Origin of the sequence: Methanothermobacter thermautotrophicus (assembly GCF_014889545.1) — an archaeon.
Classification (GTDB): domain Archaea; phylum Methanobacteriota; class Methanobacteria; order Methanobacteriales; family Methanothermobacteraceae; genus Methanothermobacter; species Methanothermobacter thermautotrophicus_A.
Genome location: NZ_QKOF01000005.1, coordinates 103,844 through 121,909 on the forward strand (window position 1 = coordinate 103,844; position 18,066 = coordinate 121,909).

At 49.2% G+C, this 18,066-nt stretch carries 22 protein-coding genes; 16 read left to right on the top strand and 6 right to left on the bottom strand.

The genetic code is table 11. The annotated features are described in order from the left end of the window. Positions 1 to 17: 17 nt before the first annotated feature. The 5 genes from DNK57_RS03070 to DNK57_RS03090 form a co-directional block, all read right to left on the bottom strand. Positions 18 to 557 carry a chorismate--pyruvate lyase family protein gene (locus DNK57_RS03070; RefSeq protein WP_192961584.1) on the bottom strand — a complete coding sequence of 180 codons (540 nt, stop codon included), beginning with the start codon at positions 555 to 557 and terminating at the stop codon, positions 18 to 20. Beyond that, positions 547 to 1,824 (bottom strand): homoaconitase large subunit, encoded by a 1,278-nt coding sequence (gene hacA, locus DNK57_RS03075; protein ID WP_192961585.1) that lies wholly within the window; start codon positions 1,822 to 1,824, stop codon positions 547 to 549. Before hacA ends, DNK57_RS03070 begins: the two co-directional genes overlap by 11 nt. A 9-nt stretch (positions 1,825 to 1,833) precedes the next feature. Further along, positions 1,834 to 3,009, bottom strand: a complete 1,176-nt coding sequence (locus DNK57_RS03080) for a homocitrate synthase family protein (protein ID WP_192961586.1) — start codon at positions 3,007 to 3,009, stop codon at positions 1,834 to 1,836. Positions 3,010 to 3,295: 286 nt separating this feature from the next. Beyond that, complete coding sequence (cyaB, locus tag DNK57_RS03085) at positions 3,296 to 3,829, bottom strand: class IV adenylate cyclase (RefSeq protein WP_192961587.1); 534 nt, start codon at positions 3,827 to 3,829, stop codon at positions 3,296 to 3,298. Positions 3,830 to 3,871: 42 nt separating this feature from the next. Next, positions 3,872 to 4,258: a hypothetical protein gene (locus DNK57_RS03090; RefSeq protein ID WP_192961588.1), complete on the bottom strand. Its 387-nt coding sequence runs from the start codon at positions 4,256 to 4,258 to the stop codon at positions 3,872 to 3,874. A gap of 229 nt (positions 4,259 to 4,487) precedes the next feature. Between DNK57_RS03090 and DNK57_RS03095 the strand changes: the two genes are divergently transcribed. The 5 genes from DNK57_RS03095 (at position 4,488) to DNK57_RS03115 (ending at position 11,623) form a co-directional block, all read left to right on the top strand. Beyond that, entirely contained in the window at positions 4,488 to 5,033 is a 546-nt protein-coding gene (locus tag DNK57_RS03095) for a TATA-box-binding protein (protein WP_013295048.1), read from the top strand. 11 nt (positions 5,034 to 5,044) lie between these two features. After that, on the top strand, positions 5,045 to 6,520 hold the full coding sequence (gene serB / locus DNK57_RS03100) for a phosphoserine phosphatase SerB (protein ID WP_192961589.1): 1,476 nt from the start codon (positions 5,045 to 5,047) through the stop codon (positions 6,518 to 6,520). Positions 6,521 to 6,528: 8 nt separating this feature from the next. Beyond that, positions 6,529 to 6,780 carry a hypothetical protein gene (locus tag DNK57_RS03105; RefSeq protein ID WP_192961823.1) on the top strand — a complete coding sequence of 84 codons (252 nt, stop codon included), beginning with the start codon at positions 6,529 to 6,531 and terminating at the stop codon, positions 6,778 to 6,780. Positions 6,781 to 6,797: 17 nt separating this feature from the next. Next, entirely contained in the window at positions 6,798 to 8,933 is a 2,136-nt protein-coding gene (gene topA / locus DNK57_RS03110; protein WP_192961590.1) for a DNA topoisomerase I, read from the top strand. Positions 8,934 to 9,085: 152 nt separating this feature from the next. After that, positions 9,086 to 11,623, top strand: a complete 2,538-nt coding sequence (locus DNK57_RS03115; RefSeq protein WP_192961591.1) for a dolichyl-diphosphooligosaccharide--protein glycosyltransferase subunit STT3 — start codon at positions 9,086 to 9,088, stop codon at positions 11,621 to 11,623. Between the two features lie 199 nt (positions 11,624 to 11,822). Here DNK57_RS03115 and DNK57_RS03120 read toward each other — a convergent pair whose 3' ends face one another. Continuing rightward, on the bottom strand, positions 11,823 to 12,200 hold the full coding sequence (locus DNK57_RS03120) for a CBS domain-containing protein (RefSeq protein ID WP_192961592.1): 378 nt from the start codon (positions 12,198 to 12,200) through the stop codon (positions 11,823 to 11,825). Positions 12,201 to 12,330: 130 nt separating this feature from the next. Here DNK57_RS03120 and DNK57_RS03125 point away from each other — a divergent pair, with 130 nt between their 5' ends. From DNK57_RS03125 to DNK57_RS03175, 11 genes are all read left to right on the top strand, one after another. Continuing rightward, positions 12,331 to 13,425, top strand: coding sequence for an OBG GTPase family GTP-binding protein (locus tag DNK57_RS03125; protein WP_192961810.1), 1,095 nt, complete (start codon positions 12,331 to 12,333; stop codon positions 13,423 to 13,425). Between the two features lie 67 nt (positions 13,426 to 13,492). Beyond that, positions 13,493 to 14,269, top strand: coding sequence for a sulfide-dependent adenosine diphosphate thiazole synthase (locus tag DNK57_RS03130; protein WP_192961593.1), 777 nt, complete (start codon positions 13,493 to 13,495; stop codon positions 14,267 to 14,269). 28 nt (positions 14,270 to 14,297) lie between these two features. After that, positions 14,298 to 14,825 carry an adenylate kinase family protein gene (locus DNK57_RS03135; protein WP_226891021.1) on the top strand — a complete coding sequence of 176 codons (528 nt, stop codon included), beginning with the start codon at positions 14,298 to 14,300 and terminating at the stop codon, positions 14,823 to 14,825. Positions 14,826 to 14,940: 115 nt separating this feature from the next. Next, on the top strand, positions 14,941 to 15,363 hold the full coding sequence (gene rnp4, locus DNK57_RS03140; RefSeq protein ID WP_192961594.1) for a ribonuclease P protein component 4: 423 nt from the start codon (positions 14,941 to 14,943) through the stop codon (positions 15,361 to 15,363). After that, positions 15,305 to 15,538 (top strand): YhbY family RNA-binding protein, encoded by a 234-nt coding sequence (locus DNK57_RS03145; protein WP_192961595.1) that lies wholly within the window; start codon positions 15,305 to 15,307, stop codon positions 15,536 to 15,538. Before rnp4 ends, DNK57_RS03145 begins: the two co-directional genes overlap by 59 nt. A gap of 10 nt (positions 15,539 to 15,548) precedes the next feature. After that, entirely contained in the window at positions 15,549 to 15,986 is a 438-nt protein-coding gene (locus DNK57_RS03150) for a 30S ribosomal protein S19e (protein WP_192961596.1), read from the top strand. A gap of 34 nt (positions 15,987 to 16,020) precedes the next feature. Then, a complete protein-coding gene (locus DNK57_RS03155) occupies positions 16,021 to 16,356 on the top strand; it encodes a DNA-binding protein (protein WP_192961597.1) in 336 nt (111 codons plus the stop codon). Between the two features lie 9 nt (positions 16,357 to 16,365). After that, complete coding sequence (locus DNK57_RS03160; protein ID WP_192961598.1) at positions 16,366 to 16,971, top strand: DUF7411 family protein; 606 nt, start codon at positions 16,366 to 16,368, stop codon at positions 16,969 to 16,971. Then, a complete protein-coding gene (locus DNK57_RS03165; protein ID WP_010877221.1) occupies positions 16,968 to 17,123 on the top strand; it encodes a 50S ribosomal protein L39e in 156 nt (51 codons plus the stop codon). The genes DNK57_RS03160 and DNK57_RS03165 overlap by 4 nt, the downstream gene beginning before the upstream one ends. Before the next feature lie 11 nt (positions 17,124 to 17,134). Continuing rightward, positions 17,135 to 17,380: a 50S ribosomal protein L31e gene (locus DNK57_RS03170; protein WP_192961599.1), complete on the top strand. Its 246-nt coding sequence runs from the start codon at positions 17,135 to 17,137 to the stop codon at positions 17,378 to 17,380. 14 nt (positions 17,381 to 17,394) lie between these two features. After that, on the top strand, positions 17,395 to 18,063 hold the full coding sequence (locus tag DNK57_RS03175; protein WP_192961600.1) for a translation initiation factor IF-6: 669 nt from the start codon (positions 17,395 to 17,397) through the stop codon (positions 18,061 to 18,063). The last annotated feature ends 3 nt before the right edge of the window (positions 18,064 to 18,066 follow it).

Here is an 18,066-nt window from a genome sequence, read left to right on the forward strand (position 1 = left end):
TGAACACCCCCTGATCTTTAAAACTCCTCCCTGAACCATTCAAAGGGGAAGGTCTCCTTTATCCTTATGAGAACCTCGCCCTCATGGATGATGTTGTAGGTCCTTGTTAGCATGGGGGAGTCAGTCCCGAATATCTCCCTCAGCTGGGGGGTCGGATCCTCAATATCCAGGACCTCTATCTCCCTCCTTGACTCTATGTTATGCTTCCTGAGAATCCTCCCGATGGGTATATCGGCCCTTATAAGGTCCTCCCTGAATCCATCGTCGAGCCTTGAAAGGGGTATGTATGATACGGCATGTATTAGGGGCTCCCTGTTTCCTATGACAACAACCCTGTAGTTCACAGGATCTCCCAGGGATATTTTTAGTTTATCTGCTATCTCCTGGTTGCATGGCATGAATTCCTGTTTTAGGGTCCTTATGGTCACCGTCCCCCGCAGGACGTCAAGTATCCTTGTCACCGAGCCGTCTGTTGAGAGCAGTATCTTCTGGGTGTTTGAGAGTTTCCCTATGAGCCTCTCAATACGCTCAATCTCCTCCATGACATTAACATCCATTTCCTGCCTCCTGTTCAGGGGCGCTTATTACCCCTTCAATGGCTGATTCTGCGACAACTGCCGGGTTGGCCAGGTAGACACTGGATGATGGGTCACCCATCCTTCCCCTGAAGTTCCTGTTGGTTGTTGCTATGCTGACCTCCCCTGGAGCAAGGACTCCCATGTGGGCTCCCAGACAAGGCCCGCAGCCAGGGTTGCATACTATGGCCCCTGCCCTGATGAAGGTCTCTATTATACCGTCCTCCAGTGCCCTGAGGTAGATCTCCCTTGATGCTGGTGAGACTATGAACCTCACATCCTCATGGACCTTCCTGTCGCCTATAACCTCTGCAGCGATTTTCAGGTCCTCGTATCGGCCGTTGGTGCATGAACCCAGGAAGGCCTCGTCTATGTGGGTTCCCTGGACCCTGTGGACAGGGCAGACGTTGTCCACGTCGTCTGGGCAGGCCACCTGGGGTTCAAGGTCTGAGACATCGAATTGATGATCTTCAATGTACTGGCTGTCCTCATCTGAACTGTAAACCCTGAAGTCCCTGCCTGTGCGCGCCCTCAAATAGTCCAGCGTCTCCCTGTTGGGCTCCATTATACCGTTCTTTGCACCCATCTCAACTGCCATGTTGCAGATGGTCATCCTCCCTGCAACATCCATGCTCTCGATGGTGTCACCTGTGAACTCCACGGAACGGTAGGTTGCACCATCAACACCAATCTCGCCTATAATGTGGAGGATGACGTCCTTTGCATAGACGTGTCCCCTGAGTTTCCCTGTGACCTCCATCCTCATTGCCTCAGGTACCATGAACCAGGTCCTGCCTGTTGCAAAGACCATGGCCATGTCAGTGGCCCCCATACCAGTTGCGAAGGCCCCGAAGGCCCCGTAGGTGCATGTGTGGGAGTCCGCCCCGACGATGACCATCCCGGGCCTTAAAAATCCCTTCTCTGGCAGGACCTGGTGGCATATGCCTGCTGCGTTCTGGAATATGTTCACTATACCCTGTTCCCTGGCGAATTCCCTTGTGACCTTCTGGAACTCAGCAGCACCGATTGTGTTGGGTGGTACGTTGTGGTCAAATACCATGACTATCCTCTCAGGGTCCCAGACCCTGCCGGGGCCTCCCCTTGAGGCTATGTCCCTGAAGGTCCTGATGGTGGGGGGTGAGGTGCCGTCATGGGTCATGGCGAGGTCAACCCCTGCCTCTATTATCTCGCCGGGTGTGACCTCCCTCAGTCCTGCTGCCTCTGCAAGGATCTTCTCCGTCATGTTCATTTTAACCACCTAGAAGTCTACGGGTCCCCTTACGGATTTCACGATTCTATAGAAGAGTTCATCGTTGATGTACCTGCCCTTCTCCCTGTTTTTCTTTACCTCCTCGACTATCCTGCAGAGTTCCTCCCGGGTAACATCGATGCCGTACTCCTCAAGTTTGGCCTTGACTGCACGGCACCCTGAGTGTTTACCCAGCACTATCTTGCGCTGGTGACCTATCATCTCAGGGAGGAAGGGCTCATAGGTCAGGGGCTCCTCTATGACTGCGTCGACGTGTATACCTGATTCATGCCTGAATACGTTCCTGCCGACTATGGGCTTGTTCTCAGGGACCTTCATTCTTGTGTGTCTCTCCACCAGCCTTGAGAGTTCATATAGGACGCCCACATTGAATCCAAGGTCAACCTCGTAGATTATCTGGAGGGCCATGATCAGTTCTTCAAGGGACGTGTTGCCTGCTCTTTCACCTATACCGTTAACGGTTGTTGAAACTGCAGTTCCACCTGCAAGCAGCCCTGCTATTGAGTTTGATAGGGCCATTCCAAAGTCGTTGTGGCAGTGCAGTGCTATGTCAACCTTTATGTCCCTGCGCAGTTCCCTTACAAGGTAGTCCATGCCCTGGGGGCTTATGGCGCCCACGGTATCTGCAATGTGGACCCTATCTGCACCATAGTTTTCGGCCCTGCGGTATATCTGCTTGAGGAAGTCAAGGTCCGTCCTTGTTGCATCCTCTGCTGAAAATGCCAGGAAGAGTCCATGGTCCTTGGCATACTCTATGGAGTTCATGCAGACGTTCAGAGCCTCTTCCCTTGTGAGTTTAAGTTTGTGTTTCAGGTGGAGGTCTGATGTTGCCATGAATGTTATGACACCATCCACGTCACAGTCTATTGCTGCATCTATGTCATCCTTCTTTGTCCTGCAGAGTGCCAGTATCTCTGCATTGAGGCCCTCATTTGCAATGGTCTTCACTGAAACTCTTTCCTGTTCTGATACAACGGGGAAGCCACTCTCTATCTGATGTATGCCGAGTTCATCAAGTTTTCTGGCTATTTCAAGTTTTTCTTCTGTTCCGAGGCATACACCGGGGGTCTGTTCCCCGTCACGCAGTGTTGTATCGTAAATCGTGATCCTGTCAGGAAATTTTAATTCAGCTTCTTTATTGAAGGGGCTAACAAAGTATCTCAAGGGATTACCACCTTAATGCTTTATTAAAATGAAGACTTGGCATTTATTTAAAATTAGGTATATTAGTATAAAAGGTTTGAGAGTGCATGGATCTTCCGGCGCTGATAATACTGAGTGTCATCATGTTGGTGAGAAAACCCACCGCCTTCCATTTGCATGTTCGAGCGCTGATAATACTGAGTGTCATCATGTTAAAGGGAGAGGTGCGCTTATACCATTGCAAAGATCCTCCCTTTGAATCAAGCCCCATGATCTGGAATATGAGATACAGTGGTGACCATCATCCTTATTCCCTGGCCAGTTCAAGGAGCTCAAGGTACGACCGCCTCTCAAATCCATCCTCGACGCCAAGTTTTCTGTAGAGCTCAAATATCTCACTGAGGGCCTCCCCATAGTCACTCCCATCGGGTAGATCAGTCTCAATTTCAAGGTAGGTCCCGAGGCCCCTTACGGTATCAATGGAAACTGTGAACTCTCCAATACTGTAGATACTGCGTTCCTTTACAACCTCCCTCACCCTCCTGAAACCCAGGGATTCCAGTATCTCTGCGGCTGTTTGGTGATCAGAAACCTCTGTTTCGAGTTCCTTCCTTGTCTTGCTCTCTTCATCTATCTTAGGGCCCTTGTAGGTTATGAATGTCTTTCCCCCGGACCTCCTTATCCTCAGGGCCTCATCTGTCAAAGCAAAGTCCCTGTGGGGTGCATTGAAGTAGAGGTCATGCTGTTCCTCGTCGGAGACATGAGAACCTCCAAGTGCGAGTATCCGCTGAAGCATATCATCCCTATCATTGATCTTTGCCTTAACCTCAACCTCGATCAAGTTACCACCCCTTGATTCTATAAAATGCACCGATCATAACCACTACCAGCCTTCAGTGCCGGCAGCATCCTCAAGACCTGCATACTCCCTAAGGGATATGGCTGCCTCCTCCAGCTGGTCAAGGAGGGTGTCAATTATCCTGTCCACTCCCTCATAGGGGCCCAGAGTACTGTCCCTCTCATCAATAAGGGCCCTTCTCCTTTTAACATCGGCCCTGACCTGAGGGTCCTTCAGTTTCTCAAGGTACTCCCTCCTTATTAATCTCATATCCAGGTGGAGGTTGTACCTTATCCTCTTCAGGTTCCTTATGGCCTCTTCAACCTCCCCCAGAAGCTCAAGGGCCTCCTCCTCAGATGATGGGTCTATTTCAAGGCCCTCAATCCCAAGTTCATCAAGCTGTTCCTTGTAAAACCTTGGATCAATAACCACTTCATCCCCCCATATTCAGTAAGTATGTTAAATTATTTAAGGGTGATGCTGAATAATGAAAAGAGTTTGATTTCAGTCTCTCTCTGTAAAGAATTTTTCATTGGTAAAGGATATGGGCTGCAGAATTATTAACCGTATTATTATTCATAATAACTAGTTTTTTACGTCAATATTAATATAGTTGCATTTAAATTTATATGTAGGTTTAACTTCACCGGGAGGTATCTAGTTGACAGATGTGGATATCAAAATAGAAAATATTGTTGCTTCAGCAACCCTTGGAAAATCCATTGATCTTCAAACAGTTGCGGAAGCCCTTGAGAATGTTGATTTTAACAGGGAACAGTTTCCAGGACTTGTATACAAATTAAAGGAGCCCAAGACAGCCGCACTGATTTTTGGATCAGGTAAACTTGTATGTACAGGGGCCAAATCAATAGAGGACTCCAAGAGGGCCATAAAACTGACAGTTGACATGATGAGGACCATGGACCCGGACATACCCGAGGAATTTGAAATAAAGATCCAGAACATTGTGGCCTCGGCAAACCTCGGAAAACCACTCAACCTTGAGGCTGTTGCCCTTGGACTTGAGAATACTGAATATGAACCCGAACAGTTCCCTGGACTCGTTTACAGACTGGATGAACCCAAGGTGGTGCTCCTGTTATTCGGTTCAGGCAAGGTTGTGTGTACAGGGGCCAAGAGTGCAGAGGATGCTAAACTTGGAGTTGAAAAGACAAAGGCAAGGCTTGCTGAGTTAGATCTGATTTAATGGTGATATTTTTGATTAAACTTGTAGTTTTCGATCTTGACAATGTCATTATTGATGGTGAAGCCATAGACGAGATAGGAAAAATCGCTGGCGTTGAAGAGGAAGTAATGGAGATCACCGAGAAGGCAATGCAAGGTGATGTTGACTTTGAATCCTCAATACGGGAGAGGGTTAAACTCCTCAAGGGGACAGCGGTGGAAGATATAAAGAAGGTTGCAGATGAACTGCCCCTTATGGAGGGGGCTGAGGAGACAGTAAGGGCCCTCAAGGACAAGGGGTACCTGGTTGCAGTTATAAGTGGAAGCTTTGACCTTGTGGCTGAGCCCATAAAGGAGAAGCTTGGCATAGACTACCTCTTCTGCAACAGGCTCCATGAGGAAGATGGTATACTTACCGGTGAAGTAAGCGGGCCCCTCGTGGAAAAGTCAAAGTATGACATCCTCTGCGGGATCCTCGAGAAGGAGGGCATAAGCCCCAGGGAGTGTGTTGCAGTTGGTGACGGTGCCAACGATATATCCATGATAGAAGCTGCACGTTTGGGCATAGCCTTCAATGCCAAACCAGCCCTCCGGAAGAAGGCTGATGCCGTTGTTGAAGAGAAGGACCTCCGCAAGATACTGCCCATCATTGAAAAGGTTGCAGAGGCTGATGATAAATTGAATAAGATGAGTTACGAGGAAGTAATGGAACTCAAAAACGAGTATGAGGATAAACTCTCAGCAATCGCCTCTGAAAGGGATGAACTGAACAAAAAAGCGCGTGAAATGAAGGAACTGAGGGACAAACTCAACAGTGAACTTCGTGAAACACTCAACAGGGCTGTTGAACTGAGGGACAAGCGTAATGAAATAAACTCCCAGGTCGAGGAAAACAAGAAGCTGAGGGACCAGATAAACAATGAGATACGCAAACTTGAATGGTCATCAGGAGGAAGGGACCGTATAAAGATTGAAAACGAGATCAAGAGGATAGACAAGATCATTGAAACAAGGGTCCTTGACATTAACAAGGAGAATGAACTTGTCAAGACAGCGAACGAGCTTCGGAAGAAACTCATGAAGATTCAGGAGGACGATGAAACCCGTGAAAAGGCACTTGAACTGAGGAAGAAGTCAGAGGAGTACCATGAGAAGGTTGTAGCCCTCTCAGAGGAGGCCCAGGGTTACCATGAGAAGATGCTGGAGTACTTCAGAAAAACAGATGAGATACGCAAGAAGGCCGATGAGGCCCATGAGAAGTTCCTCGAATTCAGGAGGATGGCCTCAGAGAAGCATGAAGAATTCAAATCAACCCTCGGTGAGATACGCCAGATAAACGATAGGATAAACGCCCTGAGATCAGAGAATAGAAGTGTCAGGAGAAGAGAAAGTCGGGAAAGGGATAATGAAGAGAAGGAAAGAGCCCGTGAAATATATGAGAAATTCAAAGAGGGTAAAAAACTTACAAAGGATGAGCTTCTTCTTCTCCAGAAACACAGGATAGTTTAGGGGATCTTATGGTTGGAAAAAAATCCTCAGTCAGAGAGAATATGGAACCGGACCATGAGAATCCAGGCAGTGCTGACCAATCAGAAGGCTCAAGAATAGACAATCCCTGTATTGAAGAAATATCAGATGATAATAAGATAGAAGAGTGCTTCATATGCCATAAGAAGTTCAATATAAACGCCGATGATTCAAGTCATTATCATTACGGTAAGTACCCCATGTGCAGTTACTGCAGTGACTTCTATGGATTCTACAGGTGAGATCCCTGAGTGGTAAGATGCATGAAGTTATAATATGTGAGAAGCCCAAATCATCAGAGAAGATTGCAGGGGCCCTGTTTCCAGATGCCACCAAGAAAAAACAGGGAAAGGTGTCCTACTGGGAACACGTGGAGGGTGATAAGAGGGTCACCATCGTATCCGCTGTGGGGCACCTCTACTCCCTCCGCCCCAAGAAAAACAGCGAAGAACACTTCTTTGATCTTGAATGGGCACCAATACACGAGATCGATAAGAAGAAGGGTTATGTTAAGGATTACCTCAACGTTATAAAGAAATTTGCAGCCGGTGCCGACCGCTACATACACGCCTGCGATTATGACATTGAAGGTACCCTCATCGGTTTCAACGCCCTCAAATATGGTTGCGGTGATGAGGCCCTCCAGAAGACCTCAAGGATGAAGTTCTCAACCCTCACCCGGGAGGAGATACAGAGGGCCTACCAGAACCCCATCGAAGTTGACTATGGACAGGTTGACAGCGGCGCTGCAAGGCACATACTTGATTTCATTTTCGGAGTGAACATATCCCGCTCCCTCATGAAGTCTGTTAAGGCGGCCACCAATCGTTTCATAAAATTATCCGCAGGAAGGGTTCAGACCCCCACCCTCGCAATACTTGTTGAAAGGGAGAAGGAGATAAGGGACTTTAAACCTGTCCCCTACTGGATAATACGCGCTGAACTCCAGGAAGGAATCACCGCCGAGAGCAAGAGGGGTAAAATATTCAAGCAGGAGCTGGTTGACAGTATCCTCGAGAAGTGCCAGGGCAGGGACGCTGAGGTTAAGGATGTTAAGGTACGGGAGACCATCAGAAAGCCCCCGGTGCCCTTCGACCTGGGTACCCTCCAGTCAGAGGCCTACCGTGTCTTTGGATTCAGCCCCAAGAAGACACAGACGATCGCACAGAATCTGTACACCGAGGGTTACACATCATATCCCAGGACATCCTCCCAGAAGCTCCCTGAAAGTATAGGGTACGAAAAGATCCTCAAAAACCTTGCAAAGAACCCCAGCTTCGGAGTCCACATTGAAAGGCTCAGGGGCCCCCTCAAACCCCATGAGGGAAAAAAGGAGGATGAAGCTCACCCGGCCATACACCCCACAGGTCTGCTCCCATCAGAGCTCTCAAAGGATGAGAAGAAGGTTTATGACCTCATAGTACACCGGTTCATAAGCGTGTTCGGAGAGGATGCAGTCCTTCAGACAATGAAGGTCGAACTTGAAATTGGAGAGGAGGAGTTCAGCTTCTCAAGGAAGAGGGTCAGTAAGGGTGGCTGGATGGAGAGCTATCCCTACACGAAGATGGAGGATGAAGAATTCCCTGATATATCCAGTGGAGCCTCTCTGGCTGTCCGTAACGTCAGCGCAGATGAGAGGGAGACGAAGCCCCCGGCAAGGTACAACGAGGCCTCCCTCATCAGGGAACTCGAGAGGAGGGGTCTTGGAACCAAGTCGACACGTGCTGATATAATAGCCAAGCTCTATGACAGAAAGTACATTGAGGGGAAGAAGATACGTGTCAGTCCCCTGGGTGAGAACATCATTGACACCCTCACAAGGTACTGTGAGAAGATCACCAGCGAGGAGCTCACAAGGCAGTTCGAGAGGGAACTCGAGGACATCATGAGGGGGAATATAAGTAAGGACAGGGTTATAGATGAGGCGATCACAGAGGTAAGATCCATACTCAGGGATATAGAGGATAACCTCATGGACATTGGAAGGGACCTCTACAGGGCCTACCAGGACAGCAGAGTTGTGGGCGAATGCCCGGCCTGTGACGGTAAGCTCGTTATAAAGTACTCTCCCAGGAACAGGAGCACATTTGTGGGTTGTTCCCGCTACCCTGACTGCAGAACCGTTTACTCGCTACCAAAGGGTGCAACTGTACTTAAAACCCGCTGCGAAAAGTGCGATCTCCCCATTATATCCTATGGAAGGCCGCGCCAGAGGGCATGTCTTGACCCCAACTGTGGTAAAGAGAAATCAGATGTTGAAGAGGTTGTCGGTAAATGCCCCGAGTGTGGTTCAGACCTCATAAAGCGCTCCGGCCGTTACGGGGAATTCGTGGGTTGCAAGGGTTTCCCCCGGTGTCGCTTCACATGTTCAGTTGATGAGGTCCCTGAGGGTTGATTCAATTCAATGACATTTCTGAGAACCGGGGTCAAAGAATCCAAGGAAGCAGGTGCATGAAGCCCACATGAAAACTTATAAGTCACCACACTAAAACCTTATATAACATCATCAATGTCCTGAATTTATTACCAGATGAAAGAGGCGGTGAAATGGATATCCAAGGTGTGCTTGAAAAATTGAAGCCATTCATAATCATTGTCCTGCTCTTCTCGGTTGTCTTTTACATAAGAGCAGAGGCCAGTAACATTGGCGGAGTCCCTGCCGACGCCAAGAAGTTCTATGAAGATGCAGATGGACTCCCATACTTCAGTGAAATGGACTCCTACTACAACTACAGGTTAACAATGAACTACCTGAATAAGGGCATAATGGGTGATACCCTCGTTGATGGAAAACCCTATGACCTCCACTCCTACTATCCGCCAGGCAGACCGGTTGACTACCCACCCCTCATCGTATACGTCACATCGGCTGCCTACAGGATACTGAACTTCTTCGGGGACTTCAGCCTCAAGGAGGTCGCATTCTGGATGGGGTCCTTCATAGGTTCCCTCTGCGTGATCCCGGCCTACCTGTTTGTGAGGAGGATAACCAATGACTACGGAGGTGTTACAGCCGCCCTCATAGTGGGGCTTGTCCCTACATACGTCGCCCACACCTATGCAGGGTTCTTTGACACAGACATGTTCAACTTCGTCCTCCCCCTATTTGTGTTCTGGTTCTTCACAGAGGGTATGCTGGCTTCCGATATCAGGGGCAGGGCCGGATATGCCCTTGCAGCGGCAGTTTCAGTCCTTGTATTCTCAGCTGCCTGGGTGGGTTACATATTCTACCTGGCTGTTCTCATCGTATTCGTTGCAGCCTACCTTATCATTTCAAGGTACATCCTGGGAGAAAAACCAGAAGGTGAATTTGATGGTAGACTCGACTGGTTAATTCATCAGAGGGAACTCTTCCCCCTTGTGGTTCTCCTGATAGCTGGAGGAGTCCTGGTAGGACTTTTCGGAGGATTCTCAAGCCTCGCTGGTGCTGTGAGCGGACTCATAGGCGCCACCCAGATACAGGCAACCGCCCAGACCACGGCCTACCCCAACGTCTATGTCTCAGTATCAGAACTGCAGGTGCCTGACTTCATAGCAACGGGTGCCGGGAACATCTTCCTCCCTGGTCAAAACTCAGTCGTTGGGGGTGCTGGTGGCCTCCTGGTATTCATACTCGGTGTTCTGGGTGTTGGATCCCTCATCTGGAAATACCGTCAGCCCGAGATTGTGGTGGATGAATCAGAAAATAAGCTGAGGGCCGGGAAGAAGAGCAAGTTCATGAGGAAGAAGAGGATCCCTGTTGCAAGCAGCGAGATGAGACACCGCTACCTGCTCTACGCTGTCCTCATGGGCGTATGGCTCATAATGAGTGGATATGCTGTTACCAAGGGTTCAAGGTTCATACCCACATTTGCAATGCCCCTGGGACTCTCAGCAGGGATATTCACAGGATTCCTTGTTGAGTACCTGAGGGTGAGGTTCACAACAACATCATCACTGGCACTGATCGTATTTGTGGCAGCAGTTGCCATGGTTATGCCCTTCGGGGTCTCGGTGGCTGTTAAGCTCCTTGCAGGGGTGCTTGCGGCTGGATTCATCTACTCAGTGAAGAAGCCCGAGATCAGGGCCCCCTTCATGATGGTCCTGGTTGTCCTTGCGGCTGTGGCCCCCTCTGTGAGTGGAGCCCACTCAATCACAACATCCGTGGCCCCGGGTACAGATGATGGTATGTGGAACTCAATGCAGTGGGTAAAGAAGAACACCAGCAGGGACACCGTGGTCATGTCATGGTGGGACTTCGGACACCTCTTTGCAGTTGCAGCGGACAGGCCAGTCACCTTTGACGGTGGTAGTCAGAACACGCCAAGGGCCTACTGGATAGGTAAGGCCCTCACAACGAGTAACGAGACACTTTCAAGGGGTATACTAACCATGCTCTCATCAAGTGGTGATCTCGCCTATGAGACCCTTGACAACTACACAAATGACAGCGGGAAGACCGCCGAGATACTGACAGCAACCCTGGGCCTTCCAAGGGAAGAGGCCCGGGCTGTTATGATAGGGCGCTACGGGCTCAGTGACAGTGAGGCTGACACTGTTCTCAGGTATTCACACCCCACAAAGCCAAAACCCTTTGTGCTTGTCCTCAGCTCAGACATGCTGGGTAAGGCGCCATGGTGGACGTACTTTGGAACCTGGGACTTCAAGAAGAAGACAGGTTCAAGGTATGGCTACTACCCATCCATGGGAAGCTCAAAGCCCCAGGTGGTTAACAACACAACAGTTATCCAGACCGTGAACACCATGGTGGACCAGAATAACGTGCTGGGAACAATAATAGAGAAGAAGGGTAACACCACCAATGCAACCATAGCAGTGGGTAACAACATGACGGTCCAGAAGATAAACCCCCACAAGCTCATGATCATCGAGGGCAACCTCCTTGTTAAGAATGAGATTGTTGACAGTGACGCCCAGCTGAGCCTCATAGTCATCGGAAGCGGTAACCAGTACACGACCATAATCATGAACAGGGAACTCGAGGATTCTGTCTTCACAAAGCTCTTCCTCCTCGGAGGATTCAACCAGACGTCCTTCAAGTTCCTCCACCAGGAACCCGGTGTGCTGCTCTGGACAGCAGCATAACCCCAATCTTTATTTAATTTTACACTCCTGGAAACAGTAAATGAACTTTTTTAAGAAATTGGCTGCTTAAAAACTCTCAATGAAAAAATAAAATTCAGGCGCCAATCATATACAGAATAAATGAAATTTAATTCAGTTCCTCTCTCCATCAGCAGAATAGAGAAATGAGGTGTCTGAGCATCTACTGAATATGGATTCCTCAGTATCGCTTGGCCATCTTGGCCCTCAGTATATCCGTTGCGCTTATCACACCTATGATCTCATCGTCCTCCTCAACAAGGAGGCGCCAGACAACGTTCTTCACCATTTTCTCTGCTGCTTCCTTTATGGTTGCACTGGGAGGTATGGTAACAAGATCCCGCTCCATCACCTCCCATACCTTGACCTCTCCGAGATCATCCCCCTCTGCAATGGCCTCAAGCACATCCCATGTGGTTACAATTCCAACCCTGACACCATCCTTCACAACAACCGAGCTTCCCTTGGCGTTCTCAACATAGTTCCTCAGAACATCCTCGAGGCTGGCAGTTATGTCGATGGTGTCAACATCTGTAACCATAACATCCTCAACCCTCATAAAATCACCTGCTTATAATATGAACCTTATGGGATATAAAATATAAGGGAAAATATTTAATATGGATAATAGAGAACAGTGGATGATTACACTGATTTTTCCCGGCTTCAACAATGTTCATGTGAGTGGTATGGATATCGAAGAGAAGATCAGGAAGATAGAAGAGGAGATTCAGAAGACACCATATAACAAGGCCACAGCCCACCATATAGGTAAACTGAAGGCAAAGATCTCCCGCCTGAAGGAGGAGGCCCTCCAGAGGAAGACATCATCTGGAAAGGGGAGAGGATTCCATATCAAAAAGTCCGGCGACTCAACGGTGGTCCTCATTGGTTTCCCCTCCGTCGGGAAGTCAACTCTCCTCAATGAGTTAACCAGCGCAGAGTCAAAGGTGGGGGACTATCAGTTCACAACCCTTGAAATCGTTCCAGGTGTCATGGAGTACAGGGGTGCCCAGATACAGATATTCGACATACCCGGGATAATCACCGGGGCCTCCCGCGGGAAGGGTCGTGGAAGGGAGATACTCTCAGTTGCAAGGAGCGCCGACCTCATAGTAATAGTCCTTGATGTTTTCAACACGGACCACATGGACATAATCCTCAGGGAGCTGAGGGATGTTGGTATAAGACCCAACGAGACACCCCCAGATGTGACTGTTAAGAGGAGAAAACTGGGTGGTGTGAAGCTCTCAGCAACGGTTGAACTCACACACCTCGATGAGAAGATAATAAGATCCGTCCTCAATGAGTACGGAATCCACAATGCAGACGTCCTTATAAGGGACGATATAACCGTTGACCAGTTCATAGACGTCATGGAGGCCAACCGGGCCTACATACCAGCCATCACCGTTATAAACAAGATAGACCTTGTGGATGAATCCTATCTGGAGGACCTCAGGGAGAAATTCCCGGACGCCCTCTTCATCTCTGCAGACAGGGACATCAACATCGATGAGCTCAGGGAGGAAATATTTAACAGACTGGGCCTCATAAGGATATACCTCAAGCCCCAGGGTAAAAAGGCTGATTACGACGAACCCCTCATAATCAGGGAAGGTTCAACCGTTGGTGATGTGTGTCAGAAGCTCCACAGGGACTTTGTGCGTAAATTCAGGCATGCGAGGGTCTGGGGGAGCTCTGTTAAATTCGATGGCCAGAAGGTGGGCCTTGAACATGTCCTCAATGATGGGGACGTCCTGAGGATCATAATAAAGAAGTGACCACTTCCATGTCCCAACAGGGACAATGAAGGAGTGCTTCTATCATGGAGTATGTGCAGGTGTGAAGATGAAGCTTGATGATATAAAAATTTCAAGAGCAATTGTTGAAGGATACATGGAGGATCTCCTGGACTACATGGAGATGGATGTTGCAATTGGCGGAGGAGGCCCATCCGGTCTAACAGCAGGCTACTACCTTGCAAGGGCTGGTCTGAAGGTCGCACTCTTTGAACGCAAGCTCTCCATAGGCGGTGGAATGTGGGGTGGCGGCATGATGTTCAACAAGATCGTCGTCCAGGACGAAGGCCGTGAGATCCTCGACGAATTCGGTATAAGGTCAGAGCCCTATGATGACGGATATCATGTGGCCGATTCAGTGGAGGCGACCTCCACCCTGTGTTCCAGGGCCTGCCAGGCTGGACTCAAGATATTCAACCTCATGAGCATAGAGGACGTTATGATCCGCAAGGAGGGCATAAACGGCCTTGTTCTCAACTGGAGCTCAGTCGAAATGGCGGGCCTCCACGTTGACCCCCTCACAGTCAGGGCCAGGGCCGTCATAGATGCTACAGGTCATGACTGTGAGATAGTGAAGGTGGTGGAGAGGAAGATCGGCCCGGAACTCAACACCCCTGATGGTAGGATACAGGGCGAGAGGTCCATGTGGGCCGATGTGGGTGAGGCGGCCCTCATTGAAAACACGAGGGAGGTCTACCCCAACCTATATGTGGCTGGAATGGCGAGTAACGCCGTCTACGGCGCCCCAAGGATGGGGCCCATATTTGGTGGCATGCTGGTCTCAGGTCGACATGTTGCAGAGATGATAATTGAGAAGCTGAAATGATGACTCGAACAGAAACCAGCAAAATCAGATGAAAAAGACCATGATCTGCATAACCGGCACCCCAGGCGTGGGGAAGACAAGAGTGGCGGGTATATTGAGGGAGAGGGGACTTGAGGTCATATCCCTCGGTGAACTCATAAGGGAGAAGGGATTCATCCTTGGACGCGACCCCACCAGGGGGTACCTTGAAGCCGACATTGAGGCCGCATGCAGTTATCTCCAGGAAATGGAGGGCCTGGATGTGGTGGAGGGTCATCTCTCCCACCTCTGCAGATCATGCAGCATGGTGATTGTCCTCAGACTCCACCCTGAGGTCCTTCGGGAGAGACTCGAGGGCAGGGGCTACCCTGAAGGGAAGGTGCTTGAAAACCTCGAGGCCGAGGCACTTGACGTGTGCACCGTCGAGGCCTTCGAAATCCATGGAGGGCGTGTTCATGAGGTTGATACAACCGGAAGACCCCCACAGGAGGTGGCAGATATCATCACAGATATCATCAATGGTGCAAGGGTATGCCCACCAGGGGGGGTGGACTTCTCATGGTGGCTTCTTGGATAGAAAAGCTTTTTAAATATGGAAACACAAACCACTTATAATATTCTTCTTGTGCAGTCAGTACACCATCTTAATGTGCAAGATGTGGATGTTCTATTCCGTTATGAGAGGTTAAACCTTGAGGAGAGGAAAGAGACCGCGATGGATGCTAAAAATTGCTGAAGAGAGAATAGACATCCTTTTCAGAATGGCTGACCGTGAATTCTCAGCTAATCCCCATAGATCGCACAGGTACACCGAAATCGCAAGAAACATCGCAATGAAGTACAGGGTTAGAATCCCCAGGGAATGGAGGAGGAGGTTCTGCAGGAGATGTTACAGTTTCCTCAAACCCGGATCAAACTGCACCGTCAGAATAGCTGATGGAAAGGTTAATTTTAGGTGCCATGAGTGCGGTCACATCATGAGATTCCCATACACAAGGGAAAAAAAGGAGAGAAGGAGAAATAGGATTGAGTCTCACACCACCAAAGAAGGAACTGATGAACAGGTCACTTTCAGCACTCACAATAAATGTGGGGAAAGCCGGAGTGACAGATAGCCTCATTGAAGAGGTGAGGAGGCAGCTAAAGGCAAAGGAACTTATAAAGATAAGGTTTGCCAGGACAGTGGCCTCTGAAAAAGAAAGTTATATTACAGAGATAGTTGAAAAAACAAATTCTAAGCTCATAGATTTAAGAGGAAATGTGGCAATAATTTTCAAAAAAAGATCTTAGGAGGATAAATATGACTACAGTTTATGACGTGCCAGCAGATCTGCTCATAAACAGGGTTGCTGAGGAACTGAAAAATGACAGTAAGGTTAAATCACCTGAATGGGTTAACTTTGTTAAAACAGGTGTCCACAAGGAAAGAAGACCTGAAAATCCTGACTGGTGGTATGTAAGGGCCGCAGCCCTCCTCAGAAGAGTTTACATTGATGGTCCAGTGGGTGTTAACAGCCTCAGGACCCATTACGGTGGTAAGAAGGACCGTGGTTCACGCCCCGAAAAGTTCAGAAGAGGAAGCGGTGCCATAATCAGAAGGGCCCTGCAGCAGCTGGAGGAATCAGGTTTAATAAAGAGGGAAGAGACTGGAAGGGTTATAACACCCGAAGGCCGGTCATTCCTTGATAAGGCCGCTGCAGAGGTAAAGAAAGAAGTTGAAGGACTTGAAAAGTACTGAAAAGATCCCGGAGGGGTCTCAGGAGGCTTCATAGTTGACAGACCTCGAAGATATACGTCGCAGAAAAATGCTGGAACTCCAGCAGAAGGCTCAGCAGCAGGCAATGGAAGCTGAAGCACAGGAACAGATGCGTCAACAGCTGGAAATGCAGAAGAAACAGATAATGATGCAGATACTCACCCCTGAAGCCCGTAGCCGTCTGGCAAACCTCCGCCTAACAAGGCCAGACTTCGTTGAGCAGATAGAACTGCAGCTAATACAGCTGGCCCAGATGGGTCGTGTAAGGTCAAAGATCACCGATGAACAGCTGAAGGAACTGCTTAAGAGGGTTGCGGGTCAAAAGAGGGAGATAAAGATTAGCCGGAAATAGTCTGGTAAAATGAATGCATGCGTACTCTACAGTGGCGGCAAGGACAGTTCACTGGCGGCTGTGATGCTCCAGAGGCTAGGTATAAGGCCTGAACTGGTGACTGTTAACTTCGGCATCCATGATTCATGGAAGCCAGCATCTGAGGCAGCTGCAGCCCTAGGATTCCCACACAGGGTCCTTGAACTCAGCGATGAGATACTTAGGGATGCCGCTGCGATGATCATCCATGACGGCTTTCCAAATAACGGTATAAAGCACATACACAGGATGGCCGTCGAGGCCGCGGCCAGGGAGTACGAAATGGTTGCTGATGGAACGCGACGCGACGACAGGACCCCCAGATTAACAAGGGACGAGATACAGAGCCTAGAAGACCGCATGAACATTGAATATGTGAACCTGGATGGTCTCGGTCACAGGACCGTTAAAAGACTTGCATCGATGCTCTTCAACCTGAGGAGCGAGAGAAGCAGCATCGATAACAGCTCCGACTATGAGGTTGAGGTCCGCCTCCTCCTTGAGGAGATGGGCCACAGTTCAGAGTCATTCTTCCCTGTTCACTTCCAGACCAGGGTCACTGGCTGGAACACCAAAATTAAGGAGGATGCTAAATGAGTAGAAATAAACATGTTGCCAGGAAACTCAGAATGGCGAAGGCTAACAGACAGAACAGAAGGGTGCCAGCATGGGTTATGGTTAAGACAAACTACAGGGTCCGAAGCCACCCCAAGATGAGGCACTGGAGAAGGACCAAACTCAAGGTATAGGAGGACTGGATATGGAAAGGATTTACATTATACCTCTCAGAAAGGCAAAGAACGTGCCAAGGACCATAAGAGCACCGAAGGCTGTTAAGATTGTCAGGGAGTTTCTCATGAAACATATGAAGGCAGACAACGTTAAACTTGACGAGTCCATAAATGAAAAACTCTGGGAGAGGGGTATCCAGAAGATCCCCCCAAGGATAAAGGTCAAGGCCGTTAAGGATGAAGACGGTGTTGTTGAAGCCACACTCGAAGAATGAAATGATGGTGAATTATGATTAGAAGGATCAACCTCAGTGGAAACCCTAACCTGGGAGTCTACATCTCTGTAACCGACAGTGTGGCCCTGATACCACAGAACACCCCGGAAAAGTTCGAGGATGTTCTCAGGGAAGCACTTGAAGTTGAGGTCCTTAAGGTGTCCATCAGTGGCAGCAGCCTGAACGGTGCCCTTGCAGTGGGCAACTCAAACGGATTCGTGGTATCAAATCAGGCCATGGACCGCGAAATCGATGCCCTTGCAGCCGCCGGTGTGGAGGCCGTGAGGATCCCTGAAAGGTTTACCGCAGTGGGTAACCTCATACTGGCAAATGATAACGGAGCCGTTGCAAGTCCACTGCTCTCAGATGATGCGCTGCAGGTTATAGGGGATGTGCTTGAGGTTGACGTTAAGGTATCCACACTCGCAGGCCTCAACATCATAGGCTCCATGGGGGCAGTTACCAACAGGGGCGCCCTCCTGAATCCCCAGGCATCATCCGAGGAGATAAATACCATAGAGGACGCCCTGGGCGTTGAAGCTGACGTTGGCACAGTCAACCATGGAGTAACACTTATAGGTGCCTGCTCAGTGGCCAACTCAAACGGTGTCCTTGTGGGTGAAGAAACCACGGGACCAGAACTTGCAAGGATAGAAGAAGCTTTAGGTTTTCTTGAGGGATGAAAA